Source organism: Streptomyces sulphureus DSM 40104, assembly GCF_000381025.1.
Classification (GTDB): Bacteria; Actinomycetota; Actinomycetes; order Streptomycetales; family Streptomycetaceae; genus Streptomyces; species Streptomyces sulphureus.
The window spans coordinates 252,005-269,620 of record NZ_KB905814.1 but is presented as its reverse complement, the minus strand read 5'-3'; the positions used below and the strand labels follow the sequence as shown (position 1 = coordinate 269,620).

Here is a 17,616-nt window from a genome sequence, read left to right as displayed (position 1 = left end):
CACCTCAGAATGTTGATGGATTCGAATACATGCACTAGCTGCTACAACCGCTTTCGTCATTTCGCTGCTTCAGTCGCTCTTCCACGAGCTTGAAGAAATGTTCTACGGGGACGGCACGGACCTCAGCCTGCCACCAAGTCATCGGAATAGGATCAGTTCCCCCTGCGACGCGCATCTTAATCTTGCGCGAGTACAGAAAGTAGCCGCTATTCGCACACTCCTCCAAGATCGTATCCATCCGCTTCCTCGCATTTCGCTGCTCTATTAGAGTTTCGAGAGTGTCACCCAACTCCAACCAATCCCTGAGTTCATCTAGCAGCACAAGTAGTTGTTCGACTTCTTCATCCGTTCGATTCTCTTCGGAATAGCTGGGAAGGAATGAACATGCACTAGAGATGAGAGCCCATAGTTCTGTTCCCGAACGGACTAAGTAAAATTCAATCGTCTTAGGGTCGGGCCCACTTGGATCAACGCTCATGCTTAGCGGCTGACGCGTAAGGGTGTCTGTGACCCAAGCTTCATGATCTGCCTTGAGCTTCTTCATCCTCTCTACGGGCCATCCGTTTTCCTGATCGTCAACTACCTTATGGTGGTTCCCGCACAGTAGGACCAGGTTCGAATGGTGGTCTCTGTTTCCAGTGAAAGGTGCGTTCCCTCTCGGCCCACCCGGTGACTGCGGGTGAATGTGTGCCATCTCTCCAATGACGGAATGGTCGTCCTTCTCAACTTCTCGCGGAATCACAAGTTCCGTCCGGCAGATAGCGCAGCACCCGCCGCTTAGCGCCCAAAGGATCTTCATGGATTTGTCTGAGATGGCCACCGTCGGATCATAACTGTGGCACCGTTCCGCTGTCTGGGCCGTCGGCGAAGGTGCAAGGTCGGTGGAGCGGCTTTGAGGTGGCGCTGCTTTGGCGCGAGTGATCATGGTTCCGAAAGCTTCCGGCGCGTCGGGCAGGTAGTGGACCTGCTCGGTAAAGCACGACTTTGGGGCCATGATCTTCGAGGCTCGCGCCAAAGTGGCTCCGTAAAGCCGTGGAGCCGACCGCCCCAGCCACGACGTACCCCCTTCTCTGGCATCAGGTGGCTGTATGCATGGAGTGGCACGGGCGCTGGCCGGGCTGGAGGGGCGGAGACATGAGCACAGGCCGGGCCGAGGGCCGGGCATGCGCGCGGGGAGCGGAGCGAGCCGCCTTGAAGACGTAGAGAAAGTCTGAGCCTCTGCGTACTCAGAGGGGGTACGTCAGCTCCAAGTCGTTGCCTGGCAGGTGCAGCTCCTCCAGGGCGAGCGGTCGGCCGTCGGAGTCCCGTGTGACGCGGAGGAGTTGTAGGAGCGGGACGCCATCCGGTAGACGCAGGGCTTCCGCCTGGTCTGGCAGTGGCATGCGGGTGCGGACGTGCTCGGTGAAGTGGAGTTCGTGGCCTAGGGCCGACAGGGCTTCGTAGAGTTCCGGTGCGGGAGGCGGGGGCTCTTCCTCGAACTTCGTGCCGACCAGTACGGAGAAGGGCACGTACGTGCGGTGGAGCTGGCGGAGTGGGCTGCCCTCGGCCGTCTGGAGCACGTCGTACGTGAACAGTGGCTCGCCCGGTGGCACGCGGAGTAGGTCCGCCAGAGCGACCGGGGCGTCTGTGCGTGTGGCCGTGGGTTCCTCGGCGTTGGTCCAGCGGATGCCGTCGGCTTCGACGTACCGGCCGTCTGGCTCGCGGCGTACGCCGCGCGGGCGGGTGAGGCTGGGGCGGCTGTGGGGGGAGCGGACGAAGCCGCCTCGGCCGGCCATGACTTCGACCAAGCCGGAGGCTCGTAGCTCTGCGATGCCCTGACGCACGGTCGGGCGCGTGACGCTGAACTGCTTCGCCAGGGTTTCCTCTGAGGGCAGCGGCTGGCCCGATGGGTAGGTGCCGTCCATTATGCCGGCACGCAAGTAGTCCGCGATCTGCCGGTACTTGGGCTGCTTCTGCTGATCGCTGGCCCTCTGCGATGGCATCTGACTCCCCGAATCGCTGGTCAAGCCTGTGCTGTCTTGATCCGGAGACAAATCGTCTCCGAACGAGGACAGCGTCTCTCATTCCAACACGGTTGACAACCCGTATTACGGGTGGCCACTCTGGACTCTCCGCAACCCGTAGTACGGGTTGTCAAGCAACTCGGAGGAAGGGCCTTCGGGTGCGACAGACAAGGAGTTCAGACAGTGGTAGCTCTACCGATTGATACGGCGAAGTTCACGGGGATCATCTGCGCCGTTGCCCCAACGCCGCGCATCGCCAACCGGGAGACCGGACAGGTCCGGGTCGACCGGGACACAGGCCAGACGGTCTATCAGGTGGGCCTGTGCCTCATGTCCGGGAGGTCGGCCGATGTCGTCACGGTGAACGTGCCGGGGGAGCCGTCGGGCGTGCAGAACGGGGTGCCCGTTCAGGTCCGGGACCTGGTCGCCACGCCGTGGGAGAACGAGGGGCGGCACGGTGTCTCGTTCCGGGCGACCGAGGTCAAGCCCCTCACGGCTCCGGCGGCCTCGTCCGCGTCCGGCTCGTCGGCAACGGCGTCCGGGAAGGGGGCCGGACAGTGATTGCCCTGGCTTCCGCGAATTCGGCGGGGTCCGCCTCGTCGAGCTGGGTGCTCGTGGTGGCCGCAGTGCTGGTGTCGGGTCTGCTTCTGGCAGGCCCGGCCCTGCGCCGGCGCTATCCGGTGGCCTGGTGGGTGTGCCTCGGGTTTCCGGTCGCGTGCATGCGGGTCATGCGGACCTGGCGGCCGTTGATGGCCGGGTGTGGGCTGGCCGTGAGCCGTAAGGCGGCGCTGATGGTCGTCTCCGGGCTCGTCGGCAACGGTTCGCCTCCGCCCCAACCTCGGGTGCCTCACCGTGGACTCATACGGCCGATTCGGGGCGGCTTCTGGTTCCTCGTCCGGCTACTGCCGGGGCAGGTGCCGGAAGACTTCATCAAGGCGGCTCCTGCCATGGCGCATGAGTGGGAAGTGCATGCGGTCCGCGTGACGACGTGGAAGCCCGGTCTCGTTCGGGTGGTGGCCTCGGCCAGTGATCCGCTCAAGGCGCCACAGATACCGAAGCAGCGTGGTGCGGGGCGACTGCTGCGGGTTGCTGTCGGGGCGCTGGAGACCGGTGCTCAGTGGGTCATCGACCTGCGGCAGGTACCGCACTGGCTCATCGTGGGCGCCACCCGTTCCGGCAAGTCGACGCTGATCAATGCCCTCGTCGCGGGCCTCGCTCGGCAACCCGTCGCGCTGGTCGGTATCGACTGCAAAGGCGGGATGGAACTCTCGCTCTACGGCCCGCGGCTGTCCGCGCTGGCGACCAACCGGGCACAGGCGGTCAAGCTCCTGGGCGCGCTCGTCGACCTGACCTTGGACCGAATGACCGTCTGCCGCGCTGCCAGGGTCCGGAACGTCTGGGGGCTGCCGGAGGACGAACGGCCCGTTCCGATCGTCGTGATCGTGGACGAGTTGGCGGAGCTGTTCCTGGTCGCCAGCCGCAACGAGAAGGAAGAAGCACAGGCGGCGAGTACGGCTCTCATCCGGCTGGCGCAACTCGGTGCGGCGCTCGGTGTGTTCCTCGTTGTCGCGGGGCAGCGGGTCGGCTCGGACCTCGGGCCGGGCGTCACGGCCCTCCGTGCCCAGCTCGCCGGCCGCGTCTGCCACCGGGTGGCCGACCCCGGTACGGCGGAAATGGCGCTCGGTGACCTCAACCCGGATGCGCTGCACGCGGCGCAATCGATCACGCCCGAACAGGCTGGTACGGCGGTCCTCGCCTCGGCCGACGGCTGGGACCGTGCCCGGTCCCACCTGGTCTCGGAAGCCGAGGCGGAGCGCGTGGCTGCCGAGTACGCGCACCTCACGCCCTACGTGCCGGAGCTGGTCACAGCGGGGGCGGCGCAACCTCGGCGGACGACGTTCCCCGCGTGCGGCTCGAACGACTCGACGGCGAAGAGAACGAGTGAGAGAGGGGGTGGACTCCCGTGATCGTTTCCGTATCCGCCGTGGTGCTGCTCGGCCTCCTGACCTGGTTTCTGCTGCGCATCCGGTACTTCCGGTGGGCCGAGGTGCTGATCTGTTCGACCTTCGGCTTTCTCCTGGCCGAGACCGGTGCCGGACCTGTCGTTCAGGGGGTGCTGGACGGCATCGGCGGACTCCTCAGCGAACTGAGTTGAAGGGAGGAGTCGCCCAAATGATCTCCATGAAAGACGGCTCCCGACGGGGTGCGAAGTCGCCAAACCCGACCCCGTCAGGAACCCACTCCATCCGCTACGTCAGCAGTGAAAGGAGCAGTCTCACTTTGTCCACTGCGCATCGATCGCGCAAACCGTCGCGCCGTCCCTGGTGCGATCTGAAGGAAGACGATTACCGGACGTGCCAGGGGAGCGAAGAGGTGGTCCTGGCCGATCGTGAGGGCGCTGAGCGGCGCGTCTGTCCGGCGCACGCTGCCTCGCTCTGGTTGACGGACCCGAGTCTGCGCTTCTCCGCGAAGACTCCGCCGGAAGCCATCGCCGCAGTGATGCGGCAGGCGTTCGGGGGTGGCCGATGACGGAGGCCAGCAAGGCAGTCGCGGCGCTTGTCGAGCGCGCCGGGCGGTCGGACTTCGACGGCTGGCGGCGGAGCGTTCTCCGCCTTGGCGGCTGCACCAACCCTGTTCACCTCGTCGGCTCCGCCGCATACGTGGACGCTGCCACCGGGGTGGCGCTTCACTCGTACACCTCGGAAGCTCTCGGCGGTCGGCTCCTGGTCGCGTGCGGCAACCGCCGGGCGACGGTCTGTCCGACGTGCGCTCAGCTCTACCGCGCGGACACGTATCAGCTCATCCGGGCCGGACTGGTCGGCGGTAAGGCGGTCGCGGAGACGGTGAGCGGGCACCCTCGGGTGTTCGCCACTCTCACCGCTCCGGGCTTCGGCCCTGTGCACTCGCGGCGGGAGCGGGGCGGCCGGGTGCTGGCCTGCCGTCCGCGAAAGGTGGGGGAGTGCTGTCCGCATGGCGCTCCGGTCGGGTGCCATACCCGGCATGCGGCGGACGATCCGCGACTCGGTGAGCCGCTGTGTCCGCGCTGCTACGACTATGCCGGCGCCGTGCTCTGGCAGGCGCAATCCGGTGAGCTGTGGCACCGCTTCACGCTGGAGCTTCGGCGTGTGCTGGCTCGGCGTGCCGGGTTGTCGCGTTCGACGCTGGCGGACGCGGTACGGCTCTCGTACGCGAAGGTGGCGGAGTACCAGCGGCGTGGCCTCGTGCACTTCCATGCCGTCGTCCGTCTCGACGGTCCTGACGGGCCGGGGGAGTCGCCTCCTCGCTGGGCAACGTCGGGCCTCTTGGCGGACGCGGTGCGGGAAGCGGTCGGCCGGGTGCGGGTGGTCGCGTACGGGGCAGACGTGGTCGGCTCGCGCGTGCTGCGGTTCGGTCGGCAGTTGGACATCCGTGCCGTTCCGGCGGCCGATTCGGCGGACGGGTTGTCCTCGTCGGCAGTGGCGGGTTACATCGCCAAGTACGCCACCAAGGGAGCCGAGTCGGCCGGGGCCGTCGACGGGTGTATCCGGCATGGCAAGGACCTGGCCACACTGCCCGTGCGGGATCACGTGCTCCGCATGATCGGCACCTGCTGGTGGCTCGGCGCGCTGCCCTCCTTCGAAGAGCTGAGGCTGCGGCGCTGGGCCCACATGCTCGGCTACCGGGGCCACTTCTCGACCAAGTCCCGCCATTACTCCACCACCCTCGGCGCGCTGCGCTCGGCCCGCGCGGAGCACCGTGCGCGCGAACAGCGGTCCGCGCTCGGCCTGGACGACCGGGACGCCGTCCTTGTCGGCCAGTGGCGGTACGCCGGGCGCGGCTACAGCCCGGAGGCGGCCCTGCTCGCGGCCTCGGTTCGGGAAGGCGGTGACGGACATGGCGGCTGATGAGCTGATGACCGTTCCGCAAGTTCTGGCCGAACTGGGCGGTGTTTCCCGGCGCACCTTCTACCGCTGGCGCGAGGTGGGGCGTGGCCCCGCGTCGCTCAAGCTGCCGAACGGCGAGATCCGCGTCTGGCGCAGCGAATTCACTGCATGGCTCCGGCGGCGTGAGGAGGAGGTCGTATGAAATCGCAAGACGTGAGGGTCTGGGAGATCCGGCGGAACAAGTCGAGCAAGCGGCCTTCCTACGAGGTCCGGTGGAAGGTGGCCGGGAAGCCGTTCTCGAAGACGTTCCGCACCAAAGCTCTGGCCGACAGCTTCCGGTCCAACCTCGTAAAGGCGTCTCGGGCAGGGGAAGGGTTCGACACGGAGACCGGTCTGCCGGACTCCTTGGTCGAAGTTGCCCCTTCCCTCACCTGGTACGAGTTCGCACTGAAGTACCTGGCGATGAAGTGGCCGCACGCGGCCGCCAACTCGCGCGACAGCATGAACGAGACGCTGACGCTGGTGAGCACGGTCCTCGTGAGCAAGAAGCCTGGTCGACCTGCGGATGCGGTGCTACGCAAAGCGCTGCGGGGCTGGGCATTCGTGCACTCGCCGAACGAGGACGAGGAAGAACCACCGGCCAAGGTGAGCAACGCGCTCGCCTGGGCGGCCAAGGCATCGCTGCCGCTTGCTGATCTGAAGAATCCGGCTGTGATGCGCAGCGTTCTCAACGCGCTCACGCTGAAGCTGGACGGGACTCCGGCCGCGCCGGAGACGGTACGGCGCAAGCGTGCGGTGCTGTCCAACGTTCTCCGGTACGCGGTAGAGATCGGAGAGCTGAACGAGAATCCCGTGGCGTCGGTGCAGTGGAAGCCGCCGAAGCTCGCCAAAGAGGTGGACCGCCGGGTCGTGATCAATCCCGTACAGGCTCGGGAGCTGCTGACCGCGCTGTCGTACGTGGGGCTCTACAAGCGGGCGCGGGGGCGTCGGATGGTCGCGCTCTTCGCCTGCATGTACTACGGCGGACTGCGTCCGGCAGAAGCGGTTGGGCTTCGCCTTCAGGACTGCGAACTGCCGGAGAAGGGATGGGGGCGCTTTATCCTGCACAAGACGCGTCCCACGGTGGGGAAGCGTTGGACCGAAACCGGCAAGGTCCATGATCACCGTGGGCTCAAGAACCGTTCGGAGGACGAAGTCCGGCCGGTTCCGGTGCCGCCGCAACTGGTGCGCACCGTCCGCAAGCACGTGGAGGAGTTCGGTACGGCCGAAGACGGCCGGCTGTTCTTCAACGAGCGGGGCGGCGTCATCGGCTCGTCGTCGTACTCCCGTACCTGGGAGGAAGCGCGTGCCCTGGCCCTCACCCCGGAACAGGTTGCCTCACCGCTCGCCGGTACGCCATACGACCTGCGGCACGCGGCTCTGTCCTCCTGGCTGAACGCCGGAGTCGATCCGGCCGAGGTCGCGGAGCGCGCGGGCAACAGCGTGGACGTGCTGCTGACCCGATACGCGAAGTGCCTCGACGGTCGGCAGCACGTAGCCAACCAACGGATCGACGCCCTCTGGGACGACGGTTCCGGCACCGAAGACACGAGCGAGACCGACTGACAATCGACTGAGAGCTGAACGGCTACAGTCAGGCCCTCGGGAGTCATCCCGGGGGCCCTCTCATTCGTTGGCCCTGACCTGCGGAAACGGGGCCGAATCCATCCCACGGATACGCCGCGACCACCGACAAACAGCGGCTCGCAGCCGCATCCGGCTGCACAACGACAAACGCCCCGCACCAACATCCAAGCTGGTCACGAGGCGTTTCGGTACTTTAATCAAAGTACCCCCGGCAGGATTCGAACCTGCGCACACGGCTCCGGAGGCCGTTGCTCTATCCCCTGAGCTACGGGGGCGCTGCCGCCGCTCTCGACGACGACGGGAAGAACACTACCAGCACACCGGGGGTGCGAGTGAACGGGGACCGGTGGCCGGAGGAGGGGCGGGGGCGGTGTGAAGGCGGTGCGGGGGAGGCGGGGCGATGGCGCGGTGGGGAGCGGGAAACGGGGAAAACCCGGACGCAGCCGGTGTCGTCGGCCTAGTCTTTGCGGTGTGCCACGTACGTCCGGCCGGGTCCTCGTCGTCGACGACAGCAGCGTCATCCGGCAGTTGATCAGGGTCAACCTTGAGCTGGAGGGCTTCGAGGTGGTGACCGCCGCCAACGGTGCCGAGTGCCTGGACGTGGTGCACGACGTCCGCCCCGACGTCGTCACCCTCGATGCGGTGATGCCGGAGCTCGACGGGCTGACCACGGCCGAGCGCCTGCGCTCCGATCCGCGTACCCGCCACCTCCCGGTCGCGGTGATCAGCGGGTGCGCCGAGCTCCGTGGCGACGCGCAGCGCGCGGCCGCGGTGTCGCCCGAGACGGGGGTCGACGCGTTCCTGGAAAAGCCCTTCGAGCCGGCCGAGTTGGTGCGGCTGGTGCACGAGCTGATCCACAGCGTGGAGGAAGAACCCCCGCGGTCACCGACGACCTCGGGCGAGGGCGCGTTCGCCGGCACCGACTCTCCCGCGGTCGGCGGAGCGTGACCCCGCCGCCCGCTCGGCCACCGCGCGCGCACGGTGGATACACCCTGCGCGCACGGTGCGAAACCGGGTCGCCGTCCCCCACCCCCTCTCCCATACGCTGGGTCCCGTGACCCCCGCCCGGCTCTCCGCTCTCGTGCTGCGCAGCGTGGACCGTGCCGTCGACGACGGCCGGCTCCCCGCACCCGGCGCCGCGTTGCCGGACCGCGTCGTGGTGGAGGCACCCCCCGCGCGCGGCAAGGGCGACTACGCGACGGCAGCGCCGCTCCGCCTCGCCCCCTCGCTGCATTGCGCCCCCGGCGCCCTGGCGCGGCTGTTGCGCGGGGAGTTGGCCGGAGCCCCCGGCGTGGGCGGCGTCGAGATCTCGGGTCTCGGGTTCCTCAACGTCACGCTCGACGCGCAGGGGCGCACCGAGCTGGTGCGCGCGCTCGCCGGGGACGGCACGGCGCAGCCGAGCGCCCACGAGGCACCGGCAGCCGACATCGCGAACTGGTCGGCAGTCACCGGTGACGACACCGCCGCGCTCGCCGTCCGCACCGAGGCGTCCAGCCCGCTCTTCCGCGTCCAGTACGCATGCTCACGCGCCCACGCGCTGCTGCGCTCCGGACGTGCACTCGACGTCGAGGCGGAGCCCGGCGCCGGGGGCCACGCGTACTCGGCCCCGCAGGAACGCGCTCTGCTCGCCCTCCTCGCCGACGGCGCCCGGCACCTGCAGTCCGGGCAGGAGCGCTCGGCCGCACGCCATCTGGAGTCCGTCGCCGAGGCGTTCCACCGCTGGTCGGCGACGTGTCCCACGCTCCCCCTGGGCGACGAGAAACCCGGGGCCGCGCACCGCGCGGGGCTGGCCCTCGCCGAAGCCGTCTCAGCGGTGCTCGTCCGCGGCCTGTCCCAGCTCGGCGTCACCGCGCCCGTCCTTGTCTGAGAGGTCCCGGCACCTGAAGGACCCGGACGAAGGCACACCCCGCACCGCCCGGCGCCCGCAGCCGGGCATCCCCGAGACCACCACCGAGGCAACACCATGAGCAGGTCAGCACACCCCGCAGGCCCCCGGCACGGCGACGTCCTCCCCGAAGGCCACTTCACCGCACCCCCCGCCGACCTCAACGGGCTCGACGCACGCGTCTGGGCGCGCACGGTCGAGCGCGGCGCGGAGGGCACCGTCGGCGTCGGCGGCGTCGACGTCTCCACGCTCGCCGAGGAGTTCGGCACCCCCGGCTACTTCCTCGACGAGGAGGACTTCCGCGCCCGCTGCCGCGCGTGGCGCGAGGCGTTCGGCCCGGACGCCGACGTCTTCTACGCCGGTAAGGCGTTCCTCTCCCGCGCCGTCGTCCGCTGGCTCACCGAGGAGGGCCTCCACCTCGACGTCTGCTCGGGCGGCGAGCTGGCGACCGCGCTCGCCGGCGGCATGCCTGCCGAGCGGATCGCCCTGCACGGCAACAACAAGTCCGAGGCGGAGATCGAGCGCGCGGTCGAGGCCGGCGTCGGGCGCATCGTGCTCGACTCCTTCCAGGAGATCGCCCGGGTCGCGCACGCGGCCGAGCGGCTCGGCAGGCGCCAGCGGGTGCAGATCCGGGTGACGGTCGGCGTCGAGGCGCACACCCACGAGTTCATCGCAACCGCGCACGAGGACCAGAAGTTCGGCATCCCGCTCGCCGAGGGGGAGGCGGCCGAGGCGGTGCGCAGGGTCCTGATGCTCGACGGGCTGGAACTCACCGGCATCCACTCGCACATCGGCTCGCAGATCTTCGACATGGCGGGTTTCGAGGTCTCGGCCCGCCGCGTGGTCGGGCTTCTCCGCGAGGTGCGCGACGAGCACGGCGTCGAGCTCCCCGAGATCGACCTCGGCGGCGGCCTCGGCATCGCCTACACACCGCAGGACGATCCCAGGGAGCCGCACGAGATCGCCAAGGCGCTCGGCGCCATCGTCACCCGGGAGTGCGAGTCCGCGGGGCTCGCTGTGCCGCGGATCTCCGTGGAGCCCGGGCGCGCGATCGTCGGGCCGACGGCGTTCACGCTCTACAGGGTGGGCACGGTCAAGGAGCTCGACGGCCTCCGCACCTACGTCAGCGTCGACGGAGGGATGTCGGACAACATCCGCACCGCGCTCTACGACGCCGAGTACACGGTCTCGCTCGCCTCCCGCACCTCGACGGCGGAGCCGATGCTCTGCCGGGTCGTCGGCAAGCACTGCGAGAGCGGGGACATCGTCGTCCGCGACGCGTTCCTGCCCTCGGACGTCGCACCGGGCGACCTCCTCGCCGTCCCCGCGACGGGCGCGTACTGCCGCTCGATGGCGAGCAACTACAACCACGTGCCGCGGCCCCCCGTGGTCGCGGTCCGGGACGGCGCGGCGCGGGCGATCGTGCGCAGGGAGACGGAGGACGACCTGCTCAGGCTGGACGTCGGCTGAGCGCCGCCGAACCCGATGTCGGGTGACGAGATATAGGTCCCACATAATGGACCAGGCGTGGAATCTCCCCTGTGGTGCGTGAGACTTGGAGGGGCCGCGCAGAAGGGGAGGAAGCCGCCGACCGGCCGGGACGCCACCGACAGGTGGCAGAGTGCAGCATGCAGTGCAGGGGCACCCGCGGAGCCACGGCACGCGAGGTGACACCGCGGCGGCCCGAACCGGGCGCCGCGGGCGAGTCGAAGTAGTCGAAGAAGAGGTCTGATGATGCGTACGCGTCCGCTGAAGGTGGCGCTGATGGGCTGTGGAGTCGTCGGCTCAGAGGTGGCACGCATCATGACGACGCACGCCGAGGACCTCGCCCAGCGCATCGGCGCCCCCGTCGAGCTCGCCGGCGTCGCCGTCCGCCGACCCGACCGTGTGCGCGCCGGCATCGATCCCTCGCTCGTGACGACGGACGCCGAGGGGCTCGCGGCGCGCGAGGACGTCGACCTCGTCGTCGAGGTGATCGGCGGAATCGAGCCGGCGCGCAGGCTCATCACCACCGCGTTCGAGCACGGCGCCAGCGTCGTCACGGCGAACAAGGCGCTCCTCGCGGAGGACGGTGCCACCCTCCACGAGGTCGCGGAGAAGCACGGCGCCGATCTTTTCTACGAAGCCGCGGTCGCCGCCGCGATCCCGCTCGTCCGTCCGCTGCGCGAGTCCCTCGCCGGCGACAACGTCAACCGGGTCCTCGGCATCGTCAACGGCACGACCAACTTCATCCTCGATCGGATGGACTCCTCCGGCGCCGGCTACAGCGAGGCGCTCGACGAGGCGACGGCCCTCGGCTACGCGGAGGCCGACCCCACAGCCGACGTCGAGGGCTTCGACGCGGCGGCGAAGGCCGCGATCCTCGCCGGCCTCGCCTTCCACACCCGCGTCCGCCTCGACGACGTGCACCGCGAGGGCCTCACCGACGTGACGGCCGCCGACATGGCGTCGGCGAAACGCATGGGCTGCACCGTCAAGCTCCTCGCCATCTGCGAGCGTACCCCCGGCGGCCGCTCGGTCACGGCGCGTGTGCACCCGGCGATGATCCCGCTCAGCCACCCGCTCGCCTCCGTCCGCGAGGCGTACAACGCGGTCTTCGTCGAGTCCGAGGCCGCGGGACAGCTCATGTTCTACGGGCCGGGCGCCGGCGGTTCGCCGACGGCCTCCGCGGTCCTCGGCGACCTCGTCTCGGCCGCCCGCAACAAGCTCAACGGGGCCCGGGGCGCGGGCGAGTCCGCGTACACGCGGCTGCCCGTCTCGCCCATGGGCGACGTGGTCACGCGCTACCACATCAGCCTCGACGTGGCGGACAAGTCGGGCGTCCTCGCCCAGGTGGCCACCGTCTTCGCGGAGCACGGCGTCTCCATCGACACTGTGCGCCAGCAGGGCAAGGAAGGTTCGAAGAACGACGCATGGCTGGTGGTCGTCACCCACCGGGCGACGGACGCGGCGCTCAGCGCCACCGTCGAGGCGCTGCGGCGGTTGGACACCGTGCGCGGCGTCGCAAGCATCATGCGGGTCGAAGGGGAGTAAGGAACAAGTGACCATCATGGACAGTGCCGTCATGCCGGCTGCCGCGACCCACCAGTGGCGCGGCGTCATCGAGGAGTACCGCGACCGCCTCCCGGTCGCCCCCGAGGCCACCCCGGTGACCCTCCGCGAGGGCGGTACGCCGCTGGTCCCCGCCCCCGTCCTCTCCGAGCTCACGGGGTGCGACGTCCACCTGAAAGTGGAGGGCGCCAATCCGACGGGTTCCTTCAAGGACCGCGGGATGACGATGGCGATCACCAAGGCGAAGCACGAGGGCGCGCAGGCGGTCATCTGTGCCTCCACCGGCAACACCTCGGCCTCGGCCGCCGCATACGCGGTGCGCGCGGGGATGGTCTGCGCCGTGCTCGTGCCCCAGGGCAAGATCGCTCTCGGCAAGATGGGCCAGGCACTCGTGCACGGCGCGCAGATCCTCCAGGTCGAGGGGAACTTCGACGACTGCCTGACGCTCGCCCGCGGCCTCTCGGAGAAGTACCCGGTGGCGCTCGTCAACTCGGTCAACCCGGTGCGGATCGAGGGCCAGAAGACGGCTGCTTTCGAGATCGTCGACATGCTCGGCGACGCCCCCGACATCCACGTGCTCCCGGTCGGCAACGCCGGGAACATCACGGCGTACTGGAAGGGGTACAGCGAGTACGCCAAGGAGGGCCCGGCCACCCGCTCCCCGCGCATGTGGGGCTTCCAGGCGTCGGGGGCCGCCCCGATCGTCCGCGGCGAGGCCGTCGAGGAGCCGACGACGATCGCCACCGCCATCCGCATCGGCAACCCGGCCTCCTGGACCCTCGCCGAGCAGGCGCGTGACGCCTCCGGCGGATTCATCGATTCGGTAACGGACCGTCAGATCCTGCGCGCCTACCGGAGGTTGGCCTCCCAGGAGGGTGTCTTCGTCGAGCCGGCGTCCGCCGCGTCGGTCGCCGGTCTCCTCCAGGCCGCCGAGCAGGGCCGGCTCGATCCGGGCCAGCGCGTCGTCTGCACGGTGACGGGCAACGGCCTCAAGGACCCGGACTGGGCCGTCGCCGGAGCGCCCCAGCCCGTCACCGTCCCCGTCGACGCCGACGCCGCAGCCGACAGGCTCGGACTCGCCTGACCCCTGCGGGAGTTCGGCGCACCGCCGAACTCCCGCACGGGCGCGCCGATTTCCCTACGGGCGTACCGCCGCGCCGCCGGCCCGCACGCGGCCGACGGACGTATGGTCCGCGCACCCTGCGCACGGCGAACCGCCACGCGCCCTCGTTCCCAACTACCCTGGTTTCGGGGCCTGTTCGCGGCGGTGCGGGGCCGGACGCCGTGAGTGGCCGGTGGGCCTGGGCGGCAGGGCGCCCGGCGGCACAGGAGCGCACGGCGGCTTTCGACACGCATCGTGCGCCTCCCGTGCGCCCTATGTCGCCACTGAACCTTCCTTCGATAGGCTGGCGTTCACCCCGCCCCGCGCGATGTCCCTCGGAAGGGTTCCTGCTCGGTTTGCCAGGCCGCAGCCGGAGCCTCCGCGGAAGCGCCGGGTCCAGGCCGGTCCGGCTCGCAGCCGCGGCCCCAGGGGTCGCCGCAAACCAAACCAAGGAGAGTCATCGGAAGATGGCCGGTCCCGCGTTCCGCGCCGCCGCCGTCCGGGTGCGCACCCCCGCCACCAGCGCCAACCTCGGTCCCGGGTACGACGCCCTGGGCCTCGCCCTCGGCCTCTACGACGACCTGGTCGTCCGGGTGGCCGACTCCGGTCTGCACGTCGACCTGGCAGGCGAAGGCGCCGACACCCTTCCGCGCGACGAGAACCACCTGCTCGTGCGCGCGATGCGCAGCGCCTTCGACCTCCTCGGCGGCCAGCCCCGCGGCCTGGAGATCGTCTGCGCCAACCGCATCCCGCACGGCCGCGGCCTCGGCTCCTCCTCGGCGGCGATCTGCGCCGGCATCGTCGCGGCCCGCGCCGTCACCACGGGCGGTGAGGCCCGCCTCGACGACGCCGCGCTCCTCGAGCTCGCCACCGAGATCGAGGGCCACCCGGACAACGTCGCGGCGTGCCTCCTCGGCGGCTTCACCCTCGCCTGGACGGAGAACGGGGCCGCCCGCGCGATCCGGATGGAACCCGCCGAGTCCATCGATCCGGTGGTCTTCGTCCCGGCGAACCCGCTGCTCACGGAGACCGCAAGAGGGCTGCTCCCGCGCACCGTGCCGCACGTCGACGCGGCCTTCAACGCGGCGCGCGCCGGCCTTCTCGTCGAGGCGTTGACGCGTCGGCCCGAGCTGCTGCTCGCGGCGACGGAGGACCGCCTGCACCAGGAGTACCGGGCTCCCGCCATGGCCGGGAGCGCGGAGCTCGTCCAGCGGCTGCGCGCGGACGGCGTCCCGGCCGTCATCTCTGGCGCAGGCCCCACCGTGCTCGCGCTTCCGGGCGACGACGGGGCTGCGGAGAAGGTCGCGAGACTCGCGGGAGAGGGCTGGACGGCGAACCGGCTCGCCCTCGACAGCGCGGGCGCGAGCGTGCTCCCGTTGCACGCGTCGGACAGGTCGCCGGCCCCGGAGGACGGGTCGGCAGGGGGTGCCCGCCGTGCTGCGGGCGGGGACGACGGTCGGTGACAGGTGATCGCCGGTCTGCGAGAGGGGGAATGTTTGTTGGGCCCGGTAGTGTTAACCTCAAGTCAGCACACGCAGTCTCGTGGGTCTCCCGCAGATATCTGTGACGGCACGTAAAGTGCGGCACTATCTCGGACCTGGCAGGCCCGGCAGGGACCACCACTTCTTCCAGGAGTCTCCCACTCTGCGTGATCGCATCCAGGCAGCGTCGAGCACGCTCCGGAGTCGGCACGAAGCCCCGAATCACAGCTTCGCGTCAACCACTGAATTGATCTCCCCGCCGTACATCCAGGCGGGGCCACCGTCCCGGTCAGGTCCGCAGTGCAAGGACTCGAGCCGGACAGCACAACCGGTCGCCGAGCCAGTAGGGCCGACGTCCGCTCCAGGGAAGGACCCTTCGTGAGCGACACCACCGATCTGATGGGCGTCAACGCCGCTCCTTCCGGGCCTGAGGGTCAGGGAGCCGCAAACGCCGCCGGCAGCTCCGCCGAGAGTGCCGCCGGGCCTGCCACGGACGCTTCCACCGGTGCCGCACCCCGGCGCCGGCGCTCCGGCACCGGCCTTGAGGGCATGGTCCTCGCCGAGCTTCAGCAAGTCGCCTCCCAACTCGGAATCAAGGGCACCGCGCGGATGCGCAAGAGCCAACTGATCGAGGTCATCAAGGAGAGGCAGGCAGGCGGGAGTTCGTCGAGTTCCGGGAGCTCGTCGGCTGCTTCGTCGGAGCAGAAGTCCGCGCCTTCCAAGGGCGCGAAGGGGTCTGCGAAGCAGGCCGCGGAGAACGAGTCCGAAGCCGAGGCCGCGTCGGAGAAGCCGAAGCGGCGCGCCACCTCCAAGGCGCGCACCGGCGACGAGGACGAGCGGCAGCAGCAGATCGACATCCCCGTGCAGACCGACGGCGACGAGCAGGCCGAGCGCCGCAACCGCCGCGGCCAGGGCGCCAAGTCCGACGCCGAGGGCGGCGAGGCCAAGTCCGGCAAGGACGCCCAGAAGCAGGACGGCGCCAAGGACAACCAGCCCAAGGACAGCCAGCCCAAGGACGGCCAGGACCGCAGGCAGGAGCCGAAGGGCGAAGGCTCCAAGAGCGGTGACGGCAAGGGCGGTTCCGACGGCGGCAACAAGCAGCAGCAGGACCGCCAGTCGAAGCGTGACCGCCAGCGCAACCGCAACAAGAACAACGACGGCGGTGGCGGCGGCGCCCAGCACCAGAACAACCAGGGCGGCGGCCGCGGCAACAACAACAACGACTTCGACGACGACGGCAGCGGCAGGCGCGGCCGCCGCGGCCGCTACCGCGACCGCAGGGGACGCCGCGGCCGCGACGACGTCAGCGAGCCGCAGATCGCCGAGGACGACGTCCTGATCCCGGTCGCAGGCATCCTCGACATCCTCGACAACTACGCGTTCGTGCGCACCTCCGGCTACCTGCCGGGCCCGAACGACGTGTACGTCTCGCTCGCGCAGGTCCGGAAGAACGGCCTCCGCAAGGGCGACCACGTCACCGGTGCCGTGCGCCAGCCCCGCGAGGGGGAGCGGCGCGAGAAGTTCAACGCGCTCGTGCGCCTCGACTCCGTCAACGGCATGTCGCCCGAGAACGGCAAGGGCCGCGCGGAGTTCACCAAGCTCACCCCGCTCTACCCGCAGGAGCGGCTGCGTCTGGAGACGGAGCCGAACCAGCTCACGACGCGGATCATCGACCTGGTCACGCCGATCGGCAAGGGGCAGCGCGGCCTGATCGTGGCGCCGCCGAAGACCGGTAAGACCATGATCATGCAGGCGGTCGCCAACGCGATCACCACCAACAACCCCGAGTGCCACCTCATGGTCGTCCTCGTCGACGAGCGGCCCGAGGAGGTCACCGACATGCAGCGGTCGGTGAAGGGCGAGGTCATCTCCTCGACCTTCGACCGTCCCGCCGAAGACCACACCACCGTCGCGGAGTTGGCGATCGAGCGGGCCAAGCGGCTCGTCGAGCTCGGGCACGACGTCGTCGTGCTCCTCGACTCGATCACCCGCCTCGGCCGCGCCTACAACCTCGCCGCGCCGGCGTCGGGTCGCATCCTCTCCGGCGGTGTGGACTCCACCGCGCTCTACCCGCCGAAGAAGTTCTTCGGCGCCGCGCGGAACATCGAGGACGGCGGCTCCCTCACCATCGTCGCGACGGCGATGGTCGAGACCGGCTCCCGCATGGACGAGGTGATCTTCGAGGAGTTCAAGGGCACCGGCAACATGGAGCTGAAGCTGGAGCGGAAGCTCTCGGACAAGCGGATCTTCCCCGCGGTGGACGTCGACGCGTCCGGTACCCGCAAGGAGGAGATCCTCATGGGGAACGACGAGCTCCAGATCGTCTGGAAGCTGCGCCGGGTGCTCCACGCGCTCGACCAGCAGCAGGCGGTCGAGCTGCTCCTCGACCGCATGAAGAAGACCAAGTCCAACGCGGAGTTCCTGCTCCAGATCCAGAAGACGACGCCCACTCCGGGCAACGGCAGCGACTGAGCTGCCGTCCCCGGACGAGTGCACCGCACTCGTCCGGGCGCAGGGCCGAGGGCCGTCCCACCACATCGGGTGGGACGGCCCTCGCCGTATGTGACCACGGCGTTCGACGCCCTGAGAGCTTTCGCACAGGCCG

General features: G+C 69.6%; 15 protein-coding genes and 1 tRNA gene. 13 read left to right on the top strand and 3 right to left on the bottom strand.

Annotation, left to right across the window (positions count from 1 at the left end; genetic code table 11):
- Nucleotides 1-34 precede the first annotated feature (34 nt).
- A complete protein-coding gene (locus F603_RS34990) occupies nucleotides 35-820 on the bottom strand; it encodes an HNH endonuclease (RefSeq protein WP_158678608.1) in 786 nt (261 codons plus the stop codon).
- A 406-nt stretch (nucleotides 821-1,226) separates the two neighbouring features.
- Nucleotides 1,227-1,982 (bottom strand): GntR family transcriptional regulator, encoded by a 756-nt coding sequence (locus tag F603_RS0105445; protein ID WP_019545002.1) that lies wholly within the window; start codon nucleotides 1,980-1,982, stop codon nucleotides 1,227-1,229.
- A gap of 204 nt (nucleotides 1,983-2,186) precedes the next feature.
- Here F603_RS0105445 and F603_RS0105440 point away from each other — a divergent pair, with 204 nt between their 5' ends.
- From F603_RS0105440 to F603_RS0105415, 6 genes are all read left to right on the top strand, one after another.
- Nucleotides 2,187-2,564 carry an SCO3933 family regulatory protein gene (locus F603_RS0105440; protein ID WP_019545001.1) on the top strand — a complete coding sequence of 126 codons (378 nt, stop codon included), beginning with the start codon at nucleotides 2,187-2,189 and terminating at the stop codon, nucleotides 2,562-2,564.
- Between the two features lie 209 nt (nucleotides 2,565-2,773).
- Entirely contained in the window at nucleotides 2,774-3,970 is a 1,197-nt protein-coding gene (locus tag F603_RS0105435) for an FtsK/SpoIIIE domain-containing protein (protein WP_245600689.1), read from the top strand.
- On the top strand, nucleotides 3,967-4,158 hold the full coding sequence (locus F603_RS0105430; protein ID WP_019544999.1) for a hypothetical protein: 192 nt from the start codon (nucleotides 3,967-3,969) through the stop codon (nucleotides 4,156-4,158). Before F603_RS0105435 ends, F603_RS0105430 begins: the two co-directional genes overlap by 4 nt.
- 370 nt (nucleotides 4,159-4,528) lie before the next feature.
- Nucleotides 4,529-5,887 (top strand): replication initiator, encoded by a 1,359-nt coding sequence (locus F603_RS0105425; RefSeq protein ID WP_019544998.1) that lies wholly within the window; start codon nucleotides 4,529-4,531, stop codon nucleotides 5,885-5,887.
- Nucleotides 5,877-6,068 (top strand): helix-turn-helix transcriptional regulator, encoded by a 192-nt coding sequence (locus F603_RS0105420; protein ID WP_019354601.1) that lies wholly within the window; start codon nucleotides 5,877-5,879, stop codon nucleotides 6,066-6,068. Before F603_RS0105425 ends, F603_RS0105420 begins: the two co-directional genes overlap by 11 nt.
- The gene (locus F603_RS0105415) at nucleotides 6,065-7,471 is read left to right on the top strand and encodes a tyrosine-type recombinase/integrase (protein WP_019544997.1); all 1,407 of its coding nucleotides are present in this window, start codon (nucleotides 6,065-6,067) and stop codon (nucleotides 7,469-7,471) included. The genes F603_RS0105420 and F603_RS0105415 overlap by 4 nt, the downstream gene beginning before the upstream one ends.
- Before the next feature lie 224 nt (nucleotides 7,472-7,695).
- On the opposite strand, the gene F603_RS0105410 is transcribed toward F603_RS0105415, so the two are convergent.
- Nucleotides 7,696-7,767: transfer RNA gene (locus F603_RS0105410), tRNA-Arg, on the bottom strand.
- A gap of 196 nt (nucleotides 7,768-7,963) precedes the next feature.
- On the opposite strand from F603_RS0105410, the gene F603_RS31595 reads away from it, so the two are divergent.
- The 7 genes from F603_RS31595 to rho all read left to right on the top strand — a co-directional run bounded on the left by F603_RS31595 (nucleotide 7,964) and on the right by rho (nucleotide 17,483).
- Nucleotides 7,964-8,440, top strand: coding sequence for a response regulator (locus F603_RS31595; RefSeq protein WP_019544996.1), 477 nt, complete (start codon nucleotides 7,964-7,966; stop codon nucleotides 8,438-8,440).
- 106 nt (nucleotides 8,441-8,546) lie between these two features.
- Nucleotides 8,547-9,359, top strand: coding sequence for a DALR anticodon-binding domain-containing protein (locus tag F603_RS0105400; RefSeq protein WP_026328166.1), 813 nt, complete (start codon nucleotides 8,547-8,549; stop codon nucleotides 9,357-9,359).
- 96 nt (nucleotides 9,360-9,455) lie between these two features.
- The gene (gene lysA, locus F603_RS0105395) at nucleotides 9,456-10,847 is read left to right on the top strand and encodes a diaminopimelate decarboxylase (RefSeq protein ID WP_019544994.1); all 1,392 of its coding nucleotides are present in this window, start codon (nucleotides 9,456-9,458) and stop codon (nucleotides 10,845-10,847) included.
- Nucleotides 10,848-11,108: 261 nt separating this feature from the next.
- A complete protein-coding gene (locus tag F603_RS0105390) occupies nucleotides 11,109-12,410 on the top strand; it encodes a homoserine dehydrogenase (protein WP_019544993.1) in 1,302 nt (433 codons plus the stop codon).
- 16 nt (nucleotides 12,411-12,426) lie between these two features.
- On the top strand, nucleotides 12,427-13,512 hold the full coding sequence (thrC, locus tag F603_RS0105385; protein WP_019544992.1) for a threonine synthase: 1,086 nt from the start codon (nucleotides 12,427-12,429) through the stop codon (nucleotides 13,510-13,512).
- A 485-nt stretch (nucleotides 13,513-13,997) separates the two neighbouring features.
- Nucleotides 13,998-14,993, top strand: coding sequence for a homoserine kinase (thrB, locus tag F603_RS0105380; protein WP_019544991.1), 996 nt, complete (start codon nucleotides 13,998-14,000; stop codon nucleotides 14,991-14,993).
- A 396-nt stretch (nucleotides 14,994-15,389) separates the two neighbouring features.
- Nucleotides 15,390-17,483 (top strand): transcription termination factor Rho, encoded by a 2,094-nt coding sequence (rho, locus tag F603_RS0105375; protein ID WP_019544990.1) that lies wholly within the window; start codon nucleotides 15,390-15,392, stop codon nucleotides 17,481-17,483.
- Nucleotides 17,484-17,616 lie beyond the last annotated feature (133 nt).

Coding starts and splice junctions, on each gene's coding strand:
- F603_RS0105445 (WP_019545002.1), bottom strand. CDS start 1,982: ATGCCATCGCAGAGGGCCAGCGATCAGCAGAAGCAGCCCAAGTACCGG.
- F603_RS0105425 (WP_019544998.1), top strand. CDS start 4,529: ATGACGGAGGCCAGCAAGGCAGTCGCGGCGCTTGTCGAGCGCGCCGGG.
- F603_RS0105420 (WP_019354601.1), top strand. CDS start 5,877: ATGGCGGCTGATGAGCTGATGACCGTTCCGCAAGTTCTGGCCGAACTG.
- F603_RS0105415 (WP_019544997.1), top strand. CDS start 6,065: ATGAAATCGCAAGACGTGAGGGTCTGGGAGATCCGGCGGAACAAGTCG.
- lysA (WP_019544994.1), top strand. CDS start 9,456: ATGAGCAGGTCAGCACACCCCGCAGGCCCCCGGCACGGCGACGTCCTC.
- F603_RS0105390 (WP_019544993.1), top strand. CDS start 11,109: ATGATGCGTACGCGTCCGCTGAAGGTGGCGCTGATGGGCTGTGGAGTC.
- thrC (WP_019544992.1), top strand. CDS start 12,427: ATGGACAGTGCCGTCATGCCGGCTGCCGCGACCCACCAGTGGCGCGGC.
- thrB (WP_019544991.1), top strand. CDS start 13,998: ATGGCCGGTCCCGCGTTCCGCGCCGCCGCCGTCCGGGTGCGCACCCCC.